We start from the raw sequence: 15246 nt of genomic DNA on the forward strand, positions 1-15246 counted from the left end.
TTCCCTGATGAGGAGTTTGCGCGCACGTGTGACCATTCATGTGTGGGTTTGCAGCTCAGGCGGGACACGAACGCCGCGATCAGCTATGAGTTCAACCGGATGTACCGGCGGCGCTCAGGGCGGACGATCGCGGGCATCGCGGGTGGCCTCGCCGATCATCTGAATGTCGACGTGCTCTGGGTCCGGCTGGCGTTCGCCGCGTTGGCGGCCGCCGGTGGCGTCGGCGTGATCGTCTACGGCCTGTTGTGGGCGTTCGTGCCGCAGCAGGATCCGGAGGCGGACGTCACGCCGATCACGAACAAGGAGCGTCAGCAGGCGATCGGCCTGATCGCGCTGGGTGTCGGCGTCGCGATCGCCGGTGGTTCGCTGACCGGCACGTTCAACGGCTGGGCCGGCGCCGCGCTGGCGTTGGCGGTTGTCGGCGCGGCGGTCGTCTGGCGGGAGGCCGACGAGCGCCGCAAGGGCGAGCGGGGCGGTTTCGTCCGCACGTTGTCCGGTATCGGGCTGGTCGTGTCGGGTGTGGTCGCGTTTCTGTTGCAGGCCGTCGGCAATTACGACCAACCTCAGTTCATCATCGCGACGGTTCTGGCCGTGTTGCTGGGTGTCGCGGCCGTGACCGTGCCGTGGTGGCTGCGTGTCGTGCGGGATCTTGGCGATGAGCGCCGCAAGCGCATCCGGACCGAAGAGCGCGCCGAGATCGCGGCTCACCTGCATGATTCCGTGTTGCAAACGCTTGCGTTGATCCAGAAGCAGGCCGAGACTCCCCGCGAGGTGCTCCGGCTCGCGCGTGGCCAGGAGCGTCAACTGCGGACCTGGTTGTACGGGCCGTCCGGGTACAGCCGCGGCGACGTCAGCAACGAGCCGACGCTGCTTTCCGCGGCCGTCGAGGCAGCGTGTGGTGAGGTCGAGGACACGTTCGCGATCAAGGTCCAGCAGGTCGTTGTCGGCGACTGTGAGCTGGACGAGAAGCTGACGGCGCTGGTGCAGGCGACCCGTGAGGCGACCGTGAACGCGGCCAAGCACGCCGGGGTGGCCGAGGTCAGCGTGTACGCCGAAGTCGAACCGGATCGGGTGAACATCTTCGTGCGGGACCGGGGCAAAGGCTTCGACGAGACGACCGTTCCGACCGACCGGCATGGCCTTGCCGACTCCATCAGGGGCAGGATGGACCGCAACGGGGGCACCGTGCGCATTCGCACCGCCCTCGGCGAAGGCACCGAAGTGCACCTCGAGATGACGAGGAGCGCCACTTCGGCGCGCAATGCCGGAAGAGAGGCCAAGGCGTGAGCGAGACAACGGAGACCACCCGTAAGGTCCGGGTCTTCCTGGTGGACGACCACGCGTTGTTCCGTGCGGGCGTGCGCACCGAACTGGACTCGATCACCGATGAGGTCGAAGTGGTCGGCGAAGCGGGCACGGTCGGCGAAGCGGTCGCCGGGATCGCGGCGAAACTGCCGGACGTGGTGCTGCTGGACGTGCACATGCCCGACGGCGGCGGCGCGGAGGTGCTGCGCAAGATCCGCCCGACGCACCCGGCCGTGGTTTTCCTGGCGCTGTCGGTCTCCGACCAAGCCGAAGACGTGATCACGGTGATCCGTGCTGGCGCGCGTGGGTACGTCACGAAGACGATCTCCAGCCAGGAACTGGTCCGTGCGATCGTGCGAGTCGGCGAAGGCGACGCGGTGTTCTCGCCGCGGCTGGCCGGTTTCGTGCTCGACGCGTTCGCCGACCGGCCGGGTTCGGCGCCGATCAGCGACCCGGAGCTTGACTTGCTGACGCCGCGCGAACGTGACGTGCTTCGGTTGCTGGCGCGGGGTTACGCGTACAAGGAGATCGCGTCGGAGCTGTTCATTTCGGTCAAGACCGTGGAGACACACGTGTCGAGCGTGCTTCGCAAGACCCAGCTGTCGAACCGGTACGAGCTCTCGCGGTGGGCATCGGATCGCCGACTCGTTTGAGGCAAATGGGATTTCTTCCCTACTTCTGACGGTTACGTTGCGGTAACTGGCTTTTCTGCAATCCTGGGTGCCTGACCAGGAACAGGCTTCACGGTCATACTCACGAACGGGCTCACCGGCACCAAGTGGTTACGACCTACCGGACCACCCACCATTTTCATGGCCCCTGGGCGGCGCCGTCCAGGGGCCATGTCCTACTCACGAGAGGTTTTTGGTGCTTTCGGCGTACAGCTCGGTCAGGTGCTGCAGGAGGCGTTTGGGATCGGCGGGTGAGATCGTGGTCCACGCTTCCCCGCCGCCGGACGCCTTGCGCACCTGCAGGTAACGCCCGGCCGGGGTGTCGAAGAAGCTGATCACCCTGGACGTCCGGACCCGGCGGCCCCATTTGTCGCGCGCTGCGGCACCGTACTGGCCTTGGTGCAGCACGTCGCCGATCATTTCGCGCAACGTGTCCGCGTCTCGTTCGCGTAGACCGTTGCGCCGAAGGGCGGCTTCGAACTCCTTCGGCGACTTCGCTTGCTGCGCCGCGCTCTCGAAATCCTTGGTCGGCAACGTGACCGAGTACCCGGGACCGGCTTTTTCCTGTGGCAAAACGGACAACGCGTGCCTGGGCAGCCCATATCCGTCCGCGCGACGGAAGATCAACCGGTCGGTTTCCTGAACCGCGAGGACGCCCGCCTCACCATCGGCCGCGGCGAGCAGGCGGACCGTGCGGCCGAGCCACAGGCGTCCGTCCACCTCGCGTTGTGGCCGGGAAATCAGGCGCAACATGCCCGCCAGCTGTGGGTTGAGACTGACCGGCCTGCCGAGGCCTTTGGCGTCCAGCGCCCGCCATGCGCGGTCGACCAACTGCGCCCGTTCGGTGTTGGTCTGGCCAGGGGAGGGCACTTTCAGGATGAGAGGCATATCGCCGAGGTCGAGGTGCTCCCACAGCACGTCGAACTCCAGCGGCGTCAGGGTGATCGGCTCACCGAGGCCGCTCGCGTCAAGTCCGGTGTCGAACATCGTCATGGACGATACGGCCCGTTTCCGATCACTGCTGGGGGAACCTCGGCGTCGGTGCCGTCGACACGCTCGGTTATCTTGTCTTCTTCAGCCCAGTCCCGCCTGCGTTTCGGTGCCAGCTCGGCGTGCTGGACATGGCCCGATCGCCTCGGAGCGGCGCGTTCCGTGCCGCTGCCGGTTGTTGCAGCCGCTGGCGCGATTGGCGCGATCGGGTGTGTGTCAACGGGAACAGGTGTCCGCCGAACGGGCGAACGGCGTTGCGGCGACAGAGCAGCGGCCACCGAACCGCCGCTGTTGGCCACGGGCTCACCGCTGGATGGCCGCGCCCGCATCTCGTCCGTTGTTGTCGCGCCAAGGAATTCAGCGGAGGCAACGGAAACCGTGTTCTGGGGCAATGCGTTGATGGCTTCGCGTTGACTGCTGGGTTGAGTGGTCTGAACTCCTGCAGTGGCAACAGGTTCGTCGAATTCGCGGAGACCGTCGGTGGTCGCTGTGGTGTCGTTCTGGTACGTCTGCATCACTTCGTATGCCGCGCGTGCGGCTTCGGAGGTCGCACGTTCGACCGGCTCGTGATCGGTCTGCGTCGCCAGCACCTGCATGACCGCTGCGTCTTTCGGATCTGGCTGCACAGAAGGGTTTTCGCCCGGCTTGGGCATGGTTGCCCTTGCTGTGCCGATGTTGTCGGCCTGCCGTTCGACGCTGGTGCGCATGCTTGCCGCGTTCTGGCTGACCCGACTGGCCCGTTTTGCTACTTCGGTCAATTGTCCGAAGGCCGCGGTGGCCGCCCCGCCTTGCCAGTCAAACTGGGCGTCCGCGACGACTTTGGTCAGATCGTGGTTGATCGTGCCGAAAATCTCCTCGACCTCGGTCCACCGCTGCGCGGGAACAGCGGACGCGGCAGCGCCGGGACCACTGTGCAGCTGGGCGTACAACTCGGCGTGGCTGAACCCGCGCCACCGAGTGATCTCCTCGTACGTCATTGACCGCTCCGCATCGTCGCGTCCTCCGTCTGCTGGTACTGGCCAGCGGACATGGCGAGCTTGGTGACGAGTTCGTCCAGCGTTCCCCGATATGCCTGAAGTGCTTGCAGCGCACTGGATTGCTGTGCGTTGAACCGCTCGGCCGCGTACGCGCTGACCGAATCACCTGCCCATGGCAGCTCATCCTTCGCGAGCTCGATTTGCCGGTCCACCTTGGCCAACGCGTCCGCGAAGGCGGCGTGTAACCGCGGCAGGACCTGTGGGTCGAACTGGAAGCCGTCCACGTCACTTTCCCCTCGTCGACTTGCGAAGACCAACGTGCCGGTCAGCCAAGCGGTTCACGGGGTTGGCGGAACCGCAACCCAATGGAGCAACCGGGTTCCGTCCTGCTCGCTTTCGCCGACGAACTGGAAACCGCACTTCTCAGCGACACGAAGGGAAGCGGTGTTGTCGGGATCGTGCTTGTACCCGATCTCAGGAAGATCGAGCGCACCAAACCCGAACCGGACCGCGGCACCAAGAGCCGTCGTCGCGACGCCAAGCCCGCGATGATCCGGATGAGTCCAGCACGCGGCCTGCGGATCACCTTCCGCGAGCCCGCGCAAGTTGACCTCGCCAAGCAATGCCCCAGTCGTCGGCTCAGCGACCGCCCATGAGCAGCGGACATCCCGCGCCCACTCGTCCGCCCGATTCGCGACGTAGGCGCCCGCGTCCGCCAGATCCCCGATCCGGTAGTCCGACACCCAACGCTTCATCTCGGGATCTTCGAACGCGCGCAGGATCGCGGGCCGGTCGTCGAGCAGGTCATCCGCCCGCAACGCACGCAGGTAGTAGCCGCCTGCGTTGATCTCGATGGGCTCCATGGCAAGAACGTTAGTGCGACCCGCTAACAATCTTGGTCGGCAGAACTGCCCACGCCCCCAGAACTGGCCGCGCCTCAGTCACCAATGGGGGGCTTGGCCAAGGTGCGCACCAGGGCCCGATTGGCTGAGGGTTCACGAGTGACCTACGGGCCCAAGGGCCACCAGTGGCCGCTCGGCTGAGGGGGCCACCATCGCCCGTGAGCCACAGGGTCACCACTAGCCGCGATGCCGCAGGTGATCACGGTGGCGCCGCTGGGCCCGCCGCTCGTAGTGCCAGTCGGCGCCCCAGATCCGGGCACCGGCGACCATCGCGAAGAACGGCACGATGAAGATGAACGGCGTCCGAACAGCGAAGACGAACAGCAACGCCGTCGCCACCCAGATGACCGGGATCAACGCCGCGTACGCCCGCAGCGCCGGGCGCGAATTGGCCCACCGCTGCATCGGCGGAGGCCCCGCCGCGGCGGCTGGCTCCAGCGGCGAGGGCTGGATCCGGACGGCGAAGGCCGGTTTGGGGTCGGGCAGGTCCTTGAACAGCTCAAGGAGATCCCCGCGGGTCTTGGAAGCCGCGACGCGTGCGGTGCGCTCGCCATACTCGTCGATGTCGAGGCGACCGGCGCTCATGTGGTCACCCAACGCCTGCAGGGCTTCCTCCCGCTCGGCGTCCCCCACACGGATCTCCGGATCGTTCACACCTCAATGGTACGACCGCGAAGCTGAGAGAACCGATGCCATCAGTCCTGTATTGGCCGCCGCGCGCCCTGCGAAGACTGATGACAGCGGTGCTGCGTTGGCCCCCCGCGCGCCTTCAGAATTCGGCAACGAACGAGGCTGGCGCCGAGTTCCGAAACAGCCGGAATGCCACCGGTTCAGGAGATCATCGCCAGCACGACCATAACGCTCTGGAGTTGTTCGCCTGCATGACCACAGGGTTCGTCAGGCTATCGACCGGCATGACCACAAGGTTCGCGGAACCATCGTCCGTATGACCATAACGCTCTGGAGTTGATCGTCCGCATGGCCTCAAGGTTCCGGAGCCCGTTGCCCGCATGACCCAAGGTTCATCAGGCCATCGCCAGGCATGATCGCAAGGTTCGGGAGGCCGTTGCCCGCATGGCCACGAGAGGCGATCGCTGGCACGACCCAGGTGTTCAGGAAGCGATTGCCAGTACGACCACGATCAGGAACGCCGGTATCAGCGCCCACCACTCACCGAGGATCGCGGTCACCGTGATGATCGCGGCGACTGAGAAGATCACGAACCCGATGATGATCGCCTTGGCGTTGCTGCCTTTCTCCTTCTCAACCAACGGGCTGGCCTGGGCGGGTACGGGAACCGGAAGCGCGCGCACGGGGTTGGGTTCGGGCAGGTCCTCGAAGATCTCGGCGAGTTCGGCCCGGGTTTTGGCGGCGTTCGCGAGTGCGACGCGTTGGTCGTACTCCGAAACGTCGAGGCGGCCTTGGGTCATGTGCTCAGCCAACGCCCGGACGGCGTCCTCCCGCTCAGAGGTGCCGATCCGGACGTTGCCGTCACTCGGTGCCATAAGGCAATTGTAGAAACGTCAGTCCTTGATCTCACACAGGACGCTACCTTGTGTGACCGTTTCGCCACTCGAGACAGCGAGGCCGGTGACTGTCCCGGCCTTGTGCGCGTTCACCGGGTTCTCCATCTTCATCGCTTCGAGAACCACAATGAGGTCACCGGCTTCGACCTGCTGGCCGTCCTCCACAGCGATCTTGACGATGGTGCCCTGCATGGGCGCGGCCACAGCGTCGCCGGACACGGCCGCCGTGCCCTTTGTGCCGCCGCGCTTTCGGGGCTTGGCGGCTGGCGAACCGGGGGATGAAAGCGCCAGGTCACCGGGCAGGGAAACTTCGAGCCTGCGGCCGCCGACCTCGACGACCACGGTGTGCCGGGGGGATTCTTCCGCGGAGATTTCACCCGGAGCGGTGAATGGTTCGATCTTGTTGTCGAACTCCGTTTCGATCCATCGGGTGTGCACGGTGAAGTCCGAGGCGAACGCCGGGTCGCGCACGATTGCCTTGTGGAACGGCAAAACCGTGGCCATTCCCTCGACGACCATCTCGTCGAGCGCACGGCGGGCGCGCTGCAAAGCCTCTGCACGATCCGAGCCGGTGACGATCAGCTTGGCCAGTAGCGAGTCGAACTGGCCGCCGATCACGCTGCCGGACTCCACACCTGCGTCCACCCGGACGCCAGGCCCTTCCGGGGTGACGAAAGTCGTGACCGTGCCGGGCGCGGGCAGGAAGTTGCGGCCCGCATCCTCGCCGTTGATCCGGAACTCGAATGCGTGGCCGCGTGGCGAAGGGTCCTCGGTGAACCGCAGCTGCTGCCCGTCGGCAATACGGAACTGCTCACGGACAAGGTCGATACCGGTGGTTTCCTCACTGACCGGGTGCTCGACCTGCAGCCGTGTGTTGACCTCGAGGAACGAGATCGTGCCGTCCTGGCCGACCAGGAATTCGACCGTGCCCGCGCCGGAGTACCCGGCCTCTTTGCAGATGTCACGGGCGGCGGTGTGGATGGTCTTGCGCTGGTCATCGTTCAGGAATGGCGCGGGCGCCTCTTCCACCAGCTTCTGGTGGCGGCGCTGCAACGAGCAGTCACGGGTGCCGACCACGATCACGTTGCCGTGCTGGTCGGCGAGGACCTGGGCTTCAACGTGCCGTGGCTTGTCCAGGTAGCGCTCGACGAAGCATTCGCCACGGCCGAAAGCGGTGACTGCCTCACGGACCGCCGAGTCGAACAGCTCGGGGATTTCCTCCAGCGTGCGGGCCACTTTCAGGCCACGCCCGCCGCCACCGAACGCGGCCTTGATCGCTACCGGCAGGCCGTGTTCCTCGGCGAACGCGATGACCTCGGCAGGCCCCGCGACCGGGTCCTTTGTGCCCGGGACCAACGGCGCGCCCGCACGTGTGGCGATGTGCCGCGCGGTGACCTTGTCGCCCAAGTCACGGATGGCTTGTGGGGACGGACCGATCCAGATCAGGCCCGCGTCCAGCACGGCCTGCGCGAAGTCGGCGTTCTCCGACAGGAAGCCGTAGCCGGGGTGTACGGAGTCCGCGCCCGCGCGCTTGGCTACGTCCAGCACCTTCTCGAAGGAGAGGTACGAGTCGCCTGGAGTGGAGCCGCCGAGCGCGAACGCCTCGTCGGCCAGCCGGACGAAGGGTGCGTCTCGGTCCGGGTCCGCGTACACGGCCACGCTCGCCAGCCCGGCGTCTTTGCACGCCCTGATCACCCGGACGGCGATCTCTCCACGGTTGGCGATCAGTACCTTGTGCAGCGAAGCCAGATCGCTCGTTGCTGCCGTCTCTGGCACGCCCCTGCCTCCTTGTGCGAGAACTAGTTACCGAGCAGTTTAGGACCCTGAACGCCCGCTCAACTGCGAGCAAGGCCACGCTCCGCCCCCTACCCTTCTAGGTGTGGGCTACGGGCGTTCAGTAACAGTCACCGCGCTGCTCTCGTTACTGGTGGCTGCCGGAGCGGTGGGCACCGCTGCCTATCTACGCAGCAAGAACGACGAGGCCGCAGCCTCGCCGACGCTGCAGCCGCAGGCGTCGTCGGGAATCTGCAGGCACGAGCCGTGTGAGGTCGTCGCGACGGCGATGATGGGCAACACGAGGATCGAGCTGATCAGGGACGCGGGCGGTCAGGGCGCGCGGCTGAAAGTCGGCGATGACCGGGTGATCGAGTCGCGGCTGCCCGGTCGCGGCGCGACGCTGGGCCCTGACTCGCTCGACTGCGTCGCGGGCACTCTCTCGGCGTGTCTGGTCAAGGGGAAGCTGGACACCGGAACGGTCGGCGAGGTGGTCGTCGGGCGGTCCGGCAAGTGGAACGTGACCACGCCGACGTACCTGTCGACCGCCAACTACCTCAAGCTGACCAACGTGCTCGGCGACGGCGCACCCGAGGTCGTCACGGTCCAGCGCGGTTTCTTCGCGCAAGTGTTCACGCTGGAAGGCGCCGATCTCGGGTGCACCGCCGTGATGCGGCAGGACAGGCTGCCGGGCAAGCCGACTGAGGTGAAGCCGACCGAAGCCCAGTTGCAGCGGCCCTGCCCTAACTAGACCGTGACGGGCTCGCGTTCCAGCAGGTCCTCCTGCTGGGCGACCAGCACAGGCACGGTGATCTGACCGGCGACGTTGGTCGCCGTCCTGGCCATGTCGAGGATCGGATCGATCGCGATCACGATGGCCAGACCGGTCGCGGTCACCTCGGGCGGCAGGTTGATCGCACTCAGCGTGAGCGTGAGCATCGTGAACCACCCGGTCGTGCCCGCGGTCGCCAGCGACCCGAACACGGCGACCGCGATGATGCCGATGTACTGCGCCACACTCAGCTCGATCCCGGCCATGTTCGCGATGAAGATCGACGCCAGCGCGGGGTAGAGCGCCGCGCAGCCGTCCATCTTGGTCGTGGTGCCCAGCGGCACCGCGAATCCGGCGTAGCCGGGATCGACGCCGAGGTTGACCGCGCTTTGCCTGCTCAACGGCAGTGTCGCGCCGGACGAGCGGGACACGAACGCGAACTGCAGCGCGTTCCACGACTTGGCGAAGAACTGGCGCGGGTCGATCTTGCCGACGAACTTCAGCAGCACGGGGTAGACCACGAAAATGATCAGCGCCGCACCCAGGTAGACCGTCCAGACCAGGGAGAACAGTGGCTTGATGAACTGGTTTCCGTACGTCGCGAACGCCTTGCCGATCAGCCCGAGCACACCGATCGGGGCGAGCAGGATGATCCAGCCGAGCACCTTCTGGATCACGTCGAACACGGCCTGGTTGAACGCGATGAACGGCCGGACCCGGTCACCGAGCGTGTACGTGGCCGCGGCGACGATCAGCGCGAGGAACACGACCTGAAGCACCGCGCCCTCGGTGAACGCCTCAAGGAAGTTCGACGGCACGAGACCTTGGATGAACGTCCACCAGTTGCCGGACGCGCGGTCCTCGATCCTGGCGATGTTCGCCTGGGTCGGCGTGACCTGAACGCCACTGCCCGGTTGGACGATCAAACCGATCACGATGCCGAGAACTACGGCGATGAGCGACGTGATCGCGAACCACAGTAAGGTTTTCCCGCCTAACCGGCCTGCGGTTCGTGGCCCGCCGAGGCCGCGCAAACTGTCGACGCCGACGATGATCGCCGTGAACACGAGCGGGATCACGGTGAACTGCAACAGGTTCGTGAAAACGGTCGAAATGGTCGTGAGTGTCTCCGACAGCCATTTGACGCCGGAATCCTTGGCGATGAAGCCGAGCACGGCACCGGCGACGAGCGCACCGAGCGTGACAAGGCCGAAGACTTTGGGTTTTGAGTAGGTACTGACAAAGGACATGGGTCGCTCCTCGCGATGGGTCTACGACAGGGCTTTCAAGGCTGTCGAGAGCGACACATCGCGCTGGCGAGCCGGCAGTTGTCGAGGTAGCGGCGTTGCGTCAGAAGTAGGGCACGACGCACTGTGACGGTTCCTTCCGCTGAGGCAGCAGTGGTCTAGACCGTCACATTTTCCGTAAAGTCCCAGGTTGTGGCCAGGCTTACCAGAATGTGGTCACGCTGATGCCGACCTCGGCGAGCAGGCGGCGGGTCAACGGCAGGCTGATGCCGATCACGCTGGAGTGGTTGCCGTCGATCCCGTCGACGAACCACGCACCCTTGCCGTCGATGGTGAACGCGCCCGCGACGTTCAGCGGTTCGCCGCTGGCGACGTACGCGTCGATCTCGGCCTCGGTCGGCTTGGCGAACCGGACGACCGTGCTTTCCCAGTCGCTGGCTTGCCTTGTGGCTACACCATTCTCGATCACGATCACCGCGTGCCCGGTGAGCAGTTCGCCACTGTTGCCTGCCATCGCGGCCCAGCGCTGCTTGGCGCGTTCGGGCGTGCCCGGTTTGCCCAGAATCTCGCCGTTGATCGACAACATCGAGTCGCACGCCACGATCACGGCGTCCCGGTCGGCCGTTTCCTCAGCGACAGCTTGCGCTTTGGCACGAGCGAGCGCGGTCACGAGCTCCTGATGGCTCGCGTCCGGCAGGCTCTCGGTGACCGCGTCTTCGTCCACTCCGGACACATGGACGAGCGGGTCGATCCCAGCGGCGCGGAGCACACCGAGCCGGGCTGGCGACGCTGAAGCGAGAATGAAACGCACGCCGCAGCGTAACCACTGTGCTTGCCCTCCGACAAAGTAGGTGCACTGGTAATTTGTGATGTCATGCGGAAGAGATTGATTCTGGTTGCGCTTGTGGTCAGCTTGACTTCGGTAGTCGCGCCCGCTCTTGCCGTGGTTGATCATAAAAGACACTTCGAGCCGAAGCTGCTGAGCCGCATTCTCCATGCGAACGCCTATGCGGCAACCCGTCCTGGGTTCGCCGGAATTGTGGTGCGGGACCGGAAAACCGGTGCGGTGTGGCGCAACAGGCATTCGGACACGCTGATCTGGGCCTGTTCGACACCGAAACTGGCGATGGTCGTCGATCTGTTGCTGCGCGATGACGCCGGTGCGATCTCGTTGACGGCCGAAGACCGTCATCTGATGCACCTGATGCTCAACACCAGCGACAATGACGCGGCGCACACGCTGTGGCGGCGCTATGGCGGTGAGGACTTCGCGACCAGATTCCCGTCCTACGGGATGACTGACATGCGGTTCACCGATGAGCACCCGCACCACTGGGGCTGGATTCTCACCACAGCCAACGACCTCGACCGGCTGATGAACTTCATTCTGGCCAAAATGCCCGCGGCCCATCGTGATTACATTGTCAACGAGATGCGCACGGTCGACCCCAATCAGCAATGGGGCGTATGGGGAGCCGGCGCCGCCGCCCAACCGGGCAACAAGAACGGCTGGTCCGACGACAACGACGATGGTTCGTGGCTGACGAACTCGGTTGGCTTCGTCGGCCCGGACGCTCGCTACACGCTCTCGATCATGAACAACACCCAGGTCGTCGACAACGGTTTTGACGTCGGCAGGAAGACCACGACCGAGATCAGCCGGATCATGTTCAACGGATACTTCGGCTGACGACGGTTTCCTTGCGCATTCGCGCGGCGGTGAAAGCCGCGCTGAGCAGGACGAGCGCGGGCAGCAACATGGTGATCCGTGCGGCTTCGAGCAGATCGGTCGACGCGATCTGCATCAGCAGGCCGGCAGCGGCGCTGCCGAGCACGTTCCCGACCTGTCGGGCCATGTTGTAGATGCCCGCGCCCGCGCCGATCAGCTGCGGCGCGAGCCCGGAGATCGTCGTGCTGCTGAGCGGACTGAAAATCGTTCCGATGCCGACGCCGCACAGCAGCAATCCGGGCACCAGCGCCCAGGTGTTCAAGCCTGGCTGGGCGATCAGTGCGACACTGCCGATCCCGGCCGCGTACGCGATCAGCCCGACAATGATGATGTTCTTGCCGTCGATCCGATCGGACAGCCGCCCGGCGAAGGGCGCGAGGATCGCGGAGACGATCGACATCGGCCCCATGAACAACCCGGCCTCGAACGGCGTCAGGCCAAGCACGGTCTGCAAATAGATGATCAGCGGGATGAACATCGCCGCCATCGCGAACCCGATCAGCACGCCGGTCAGGCTGCCGAACGAGAAGGTCCGGCTGGCGAACAGCCGCAACGGAAGGAGCGGTTCGTTCGGATTCTTGTGTTGCCACCACAGGAAAATCCCGATGAGTACGGCACCGGTCGCGATGATCGCCGCGATCGTGGTCCGTGAATAGAGCTCGCCGTTCTGGATCCCGAAAACCAAAGCGAAGAGCCCAACCGAACTCAGCACGATCCCCGGGACGTCGAAGCGATGGCTGTGCCGCGGTTGCCAGTTCGGGACGAGCAGCAACACCAACGCGATCGCGATGATCCCGATCGGCACGTTGACAAAGAAAATCCATTCCCACCCGAACTGCTCGGTCAACAGGCCGCCAAGCACCGGTCCGGCGACGGTCGCGAGCCCGGCGACCGAACCCCACGCGCCCATCGCCGCACCGCGGTTGGCCGGAAACAGGTAGCTGATGAACGCCATCGACTGCGGAGTCAATGCCGCGGCACCCAACCCTTGCACTGCCCTTGCCGCGATCAGGTCCGCGGCGTCATCGGCCAGGCCGCACCACAGCGACGCGGCCGTGAAGATCACCAGGCCGATCAGGTAAAGCCTGCGCGGCCCGAAGCGATCGCCGAGCCGCCCGGTCAGCAGCAGCGGCACGGCGAACGTCAGGAGATAGACGCTGTTGACCCAGAAGACCTCGTTCAAGGTGGCGGGCAAGCCGGTCATCAGGCTCCGCACCGCCACCTGGACGATCGTCGTGTCCAACAGGATCATGAAGAACCCGAAGCACAACGCGAACAACGCAGCCCAGCTCTTCTCCATGGCGCGAAGCTAGCCAGCAGCCGCAATCAGAACGCAAAACCGCAGGCTGTTCCTCGTGAGTGGTTATCCGCGTTCTAACACGGATAACCACTCACGAGGGGTTTTCAGCCGTCCAGCCGTCCTGGCGTGATGTCCTGCTGGACACGCGAGGCCTGCGGCGCCTGCTGCGTCTCGGCGATCGACGCGCCACCGAAGATGCCCGCGACCGGCAGCTGAACCGAGGTCTCGGCCAGATGTACGGACACGCCGGGCAGCTGTGCCGGGGACAGGACCATGCTGGTGTCCGAGCCCGCGATCACCAGCGCCAGCCGGTGACCCTTCGGAACAACATAGTCAGCCGTGGACAGTCGGAAGGTCATCGAGTACTTCTGGCCAGGCGTCAGCGGCTGCTCGGCACTGAGCGACTTGTAGTTGGCCAGATCCGCCCAGCCACGCGCGACAATCGTCGCATCCACATTGGACACAGTCGCTTCGGTTTCCTTGTAGCAGGGGTCATCGCCGGGCCGGTTCTCGCCCCAGCAGGTTTCGTTGGTCAGCGTCCGGATTCCTTCGCCCGTCCGGCTACGAATAGTCGCCGGGCCGTAGTCGACCAGGAACGCGGTCAGGTGTGCGGTCGGCGTCGACGGCGTTGCGCTGACAGTGACCCGCGGAATTCCCGCGAGCCGGACGTCATGGGTCAGCTCGCCGGTGCTGTAGAGAACACGCTCGCCAGAGGTCGCGTTCGGCGTGCTGATAGCCGACTCGGGAGTCGTCGTGCCAGGGTCGGTGAAGGACTCAGTCGACGATCCACCGAAGAAGCTGAGCTTGCCGACGCCCGGCGTGGATCCGGCGACCGGGTGCAGCCGGACCGGCAGCGCGGGCGCGGGCCAGACCGGGTACTCGGTCCACTGGTTCACGCCACTTTCCACCGCGACCTGCGGCTCGTGCTCGATACCGTTGCGAACGTTGTGCAGCCAGCGGTCAAACCAGCGGTGCAGCGTCCGAACCCATTCCGGCCTGCGGAAATCGAACGGGTCGACGTGACCGGTCTGCGACAGCCAGAGCTTGCGTGGCGTGGACCGCGGCAGCGCCTCCAGCCACTGACCCCAGTTGATCGGCTTGACGTTCAGGTCAGCGCGCCCGTTGATCGAGAACACCGCGGCCTTGACCTTGCTGGCGTTGCGCACGTAATCCCGTTGCTGCCACATGGGTGTGTAGTCGCCGTTGGCGGGCGCACCCGTGGTCATCTCGGTACGCACGGCTTCGCAACTGGCCTTGGCATTGGCGTTCTCGAAGTTGCTGCCCAGGGCCGTCGGCGTGCCCCAGCCGTCGAAGGACACTCCGTCGGACCGGAACCAGTCGTACCACGAGCTGATCGCCTCGACCGGCACGATCGTGCGCAAGCCCTCGACGCCGGTCGAAGCGACACCCTGGGCAACGCTGCCATCCCAGGACTTGCCGATCATCGCGGCGGCGCCGGTCGTCCACGAGGCCTTGACAGCCGAGCCGCCAGCCGCCGCCGAGTATCCCGTGGCGCGGCCGTTGAGCCAGTCGATCACGGCCTTGCCCGACGCGACTTCCGAACGCCCGCCGGTGTCCAAGCAGCCAGTGGACCGGTTGGTGCCACTGAAGTCGATCATGGCAACCGCGTACCCGCGCGGGACGAAGTAGTTGTCGTAGAACAGCGGGAACTTCACGGGCACGCCGTTGGCGTCGTAAATCTTGCGCTCGGCTTCGTTGCCACGCCCCGCGGTCGCGTAGTACGGACTGGCGTCGATGATCACCGGCACCTTGCCGCGGGTGGCCGGTCTGATGATGTCGGCCGCCACCCGGTCACCGACGCCGTTGCGGTCGAGGTCCAGCCCAATGTCGACCCAGACCGTCTCCCGGATCGCATCCTGGTAGGAATGAACAGGCTGGGTAACACCGTTTTTCACGGTATACGCCGGCTCTGCTGCCTGGGCGGGCACAACCACCGCACCAGACAGCAGCCCGACTAAGCCACCGATCAACACCCCACGAATTGACATGCGGGTGACGCTAAGCCGCGCACCCTGACCTGTGGCAGCGCCGAA

At 65.4% G+C, this 15246-nt stretch carries 15 protein-coding genes; 4 read left to right on the forward strand and 11 right to left on the reverse strand.

The genetic code is table 11. The features are described 5' to 3' along the window. Positions 1–99 precede the first annotated feature (99 nt). Both LWC34_RS24620 and LWC34_RS24625 read left to right on the forward strand, forming a co-directional pair. Positions 100–1287 carry an ATP-binding protein gene (locus tag LWC34_RS24620; RefSeq protein ID WP_233728870.1) on the forward strand — a complete coding sequence of 396 codons (1188 nt, stop codon included), beginning with the start codon at positions 100–102 and terminating at the stop codon, positions 1285–1287. Further along, positions 1284–1958 carry a response regulator gene (locus tag LWC34_RS24625; protein WP_233727506.1) on the forward strand — a complete coding sequence of 225 codons (675 nt, stop codon included), beginning with the start codon at positions 1284–1286 and terminating at the stop codon, positions 1956–1958. The genes LWC34_RS24620 and LWC34_RS24625 overlap by 4 nt, the downstream gene beginning before the upstream one ends. 198 nt (positions 1959–2156) lie before the next feature. On the opposite strand, the gene LWC34_RS24630 is transcribed toward LWC34_RS24625, so the two are convergent. The 7 genes from LWC34_RS24630 to LWC34_RS24660 form a co-directional block, all read right to left on the reverse strand. Then, positions 2157–2963 carry an ESX secretion-associated protein EspG gene (locus tag LWC34_RS24630; protein ID WP_308200131.1) on the reverse strand — a complete coding sequence of 269 codons (807 nt, stop codon included), beginning with the start codon at positions 2961–2963 and terminating at the stop codon, positions 2157–2159. 2 nt (positions 2964–2965) lie between these two features. Beyond that, a complete protein-coding gene (locus LWC34_RS24635) occupies positions 2966–3943 on the reverse strand; it encodes a PPE domain-containing protein (RefSeq protein WP_233727508.1) in 978 nt (325 codons plus the stop codon). After that, the gene (locus LWC34_RS24640) at positions 3940–4227 is read right to left on the reverse strand and encodes a PE domain-containing protein (protein WP_233727509.1); all 288 of its coding nucleotides are present in this window, start codon (positions 4225–4227) and stop codon (positions 3940–3942) included. The genes LWC34_RS24635 and LWC34_RS24640 overlap by 4 nt, the downstream gene beginning before the upstream one ends. A 54-nt stretch (positions 4228–4281) precedes the next feature. Further along, positions 4282–4806 carry a GNAT family N-acetyltransferase gene (locus tag LWC34_RS24645; RefSeq protein WP_233727510.1) on the reverse strand — a complete coding sequence of 175 codons (525 nt, stop codon included), beginning with the start codon at positions 4804–4806 and terminating at the stop codon, positions 4282–4284. Between the two features lie 216 nt (positions 4807–5022). Beyond that, positions 5023–5499, reverse strand: coding sequence for a DUF1707 SHOCT-like domain-containing protein (locus tag LWC34_RS24650; protein WP_233727511.1), 477 nt, complete (start codon positions 5497–5499; stop codon positions 5023–5025). Between the two features lie 458 nt (positions 5500–5957). Continuing rightward, the gene (locus LWC34_RS24655; protein ID WP_233727512.1) at positions 5958–6350 is read right to left on the reverse strand and encodes a DUF1707 SHOCT-like domain-containing protein; all 393 of its coding nucleotides are present in this window, start codon (positions 6348–6350) and stop codon (positions 5958–5960) included. Between the two features lie 18 nt (positions 6351–6368). Continuing rightward, on the reverse strand, positions 6369–8147 hold the full coding sequence (locus tag LWC34_RS24660; protein ID WP_233727513.1) for an acetyl/propionyl/methylcrotonyl-CoA carboxylase subunit alpha: 1779 nt from the start codon (positions 8145–8147) through the stop codon (positions 6369–6371). Positions 8148–8250: 103 nt separating this feature from the next. Here LWC34_RS24660 and LWC34_RS24665 point away from each other — a divergent pair, with 103 nt between their 5' ends. Beyond that, positions 8251–8895 (forward strand): hypothetical protein, encoded by a 645-nt coding sequence (locus LWC34_RS24665; protein ID WP_233727514.1) that lies wholly within the window; start codon positions 8251–8253, stop codon positions 8893–8895. On the opposite strand, the gene LWC34_RS24670 is transcribed toward LWC34_RS24665, so the two are convergent. Then, positions 8892–10166 (reverse strand): dicarboxylate/amino acid:cation symporter, encoded by a 1275-nt coding sequence (locus LWC34_RS24670; RefSeq protein ID WP_233727515.1) that lies wholly within the window; start codon positions 10164–10166, stop codon positions 8892–8894. The genes LWC34_RS24665 and LWC34_RS24670 overlap by 4 nt on opposite strands. A 199-nt stretch (positions 10167–10365) precedes the next feature. Next, positions 10366–10974: a Maf family protein gene (locus LWC34_RS24675; protein ID WP_233727516.1), complete on the reverse strand. Its 609-nt coding sequence runs from the start codon at positions 10972–10974 to the stop codon at positions 10366–10368. 63 nt (positions 10975–11037) lie between these two features. Here LWC34_RS24675 and LWC34_RS24680 point away from each other — a divergent pair, with 63 nt between their 5' ends. Continuing rightward, positions 11038–11853, forward strand: coding sequence for a serine hydrolase (locus tag LWC34_RS24680; protein ID WP_233727517.1), 816 nt, complete (start codon positions 11038–11040; stop codon positions 11851–11853). Here LWC34_RS24680 and LWC34_RS24685 read toward each other — a convergent pair. Both LWC34_RS24685 and LWC34_RS24690 read right to left on the reverse strand, forming a co-directional pair. Continuing rightward, on the reverse strand, positions 11834–13192 hold the full coding sequence (locus tag LWC34_RS24685; RefSeq protein ID WP_233727518.1) for a DHA2 family efflux MFS transporter permease subunit: 1359 nt from the start codon (positions 13190–13192) through the stop codon (positions 11834–11836). The two genes, LWC34_RS24680 and LWC34_RS24685, sit on opposite strands and share 20 nt — an antisense overlap. Before the next feature lie 104 nt (positions 13193–13296). Then, the gene (locus LWC34_RS24690) at positions 13297–15201 is read right to left on the reverse strand and encodes a Xaa-Pro dipeptidyl-peptidase (RefSeq protein WP_233727519.1); all 1905 of its coding nucleotides are present in this window, start codon (positions 15199–15201) and stop codon (positions 13297–13299) included. Positions 15202–15246 lie beyond the last annotated feature (45 nt).

The sequence above is a fragment of the Kibdelosporangium philippinense genome (genome assembly GCF_021390435.2).
In the GTDB taxonomy this organism is placed as follows: domain Bacteria; phylum Actinomycetota; class Actinomycetes; order Mycobacteriales; family Pseudonocardiaceae; genus Kibdelosporangium; species Kibdelosporangium philippinense.

What these genes read in the sequence shown, in the direction of transcription:
- LWC34_RS24620 (WP_233728870.1), top strand. Translation starts at nt 100, where the DNA reads ATGTACCGGCGGCGCTCAGGGCGGACGATCGCGGGCATCGCGGGTGGC.
- LWC34_RS24630 (WP_308200131.1), bottom strand. Translation starts at nt 2,963, where the DNA reads ATGTTCGACACCGGACTTGACGCGAGCGGCCTCGGTGAGCCGATCACC.
- LWC34_RS24635 (WP_233727508.1), bottom strand. Translation starts at nt 3,943, where the DNA reads ATGACGTACGAGGAGATCACTCGGTGGCGCGGGTTCAGCCACGCCGAG.
- LWC34_RS24645 (WP_233727510.1), bottom strand. Translation starts at nt 4,806, where the DNA reads ATGGAGCCCATCGAGATCAACGCAGGCGGCTACTACCTGCGTGCGTTG.
- LWC34_RS24655 (WP_233727512.1), bottom strand. Translation starts at nt 6,350, where the DNA reads ATGGCACCGAGTGACGGCAACGTCCGGATCGGCACCTCTGAGCGGGAG.
- LWC34_RS24670 (WP_233727515.1), bottom strand. Translation starts at nt 10,166, where the DNA reads ATGTCCTTTGTCAGTACCTACTCAAAACCCAAAGTCTTCGGCCTTGTC.
- LWC34_RS24680 (WP_233727517.1), top strand. Translation starts at nt 11,038, where the DNA reads ATGCGGAAGAGATTGATTCTGGTTGCGCTTGTGGTCAGCTTGACTTCG.
- LWC34_RS24685 (WP_233727518.1), bottom strand. Translation starts at nt 13,192, where the DNA reads ATGGAGAAGAGCTGGGCTGCGTTGTTCGCGTTGTGCTTCGGGTTCTTC.
- LWC34_RS24690 (WP_233727519.1), bottom strand. Translation starts at nt 15,201, where the DNA reads ATGTCAATTCGTGGGGTGTTGATCGGTGGCTTAGTCGGGCTGCTGTCT.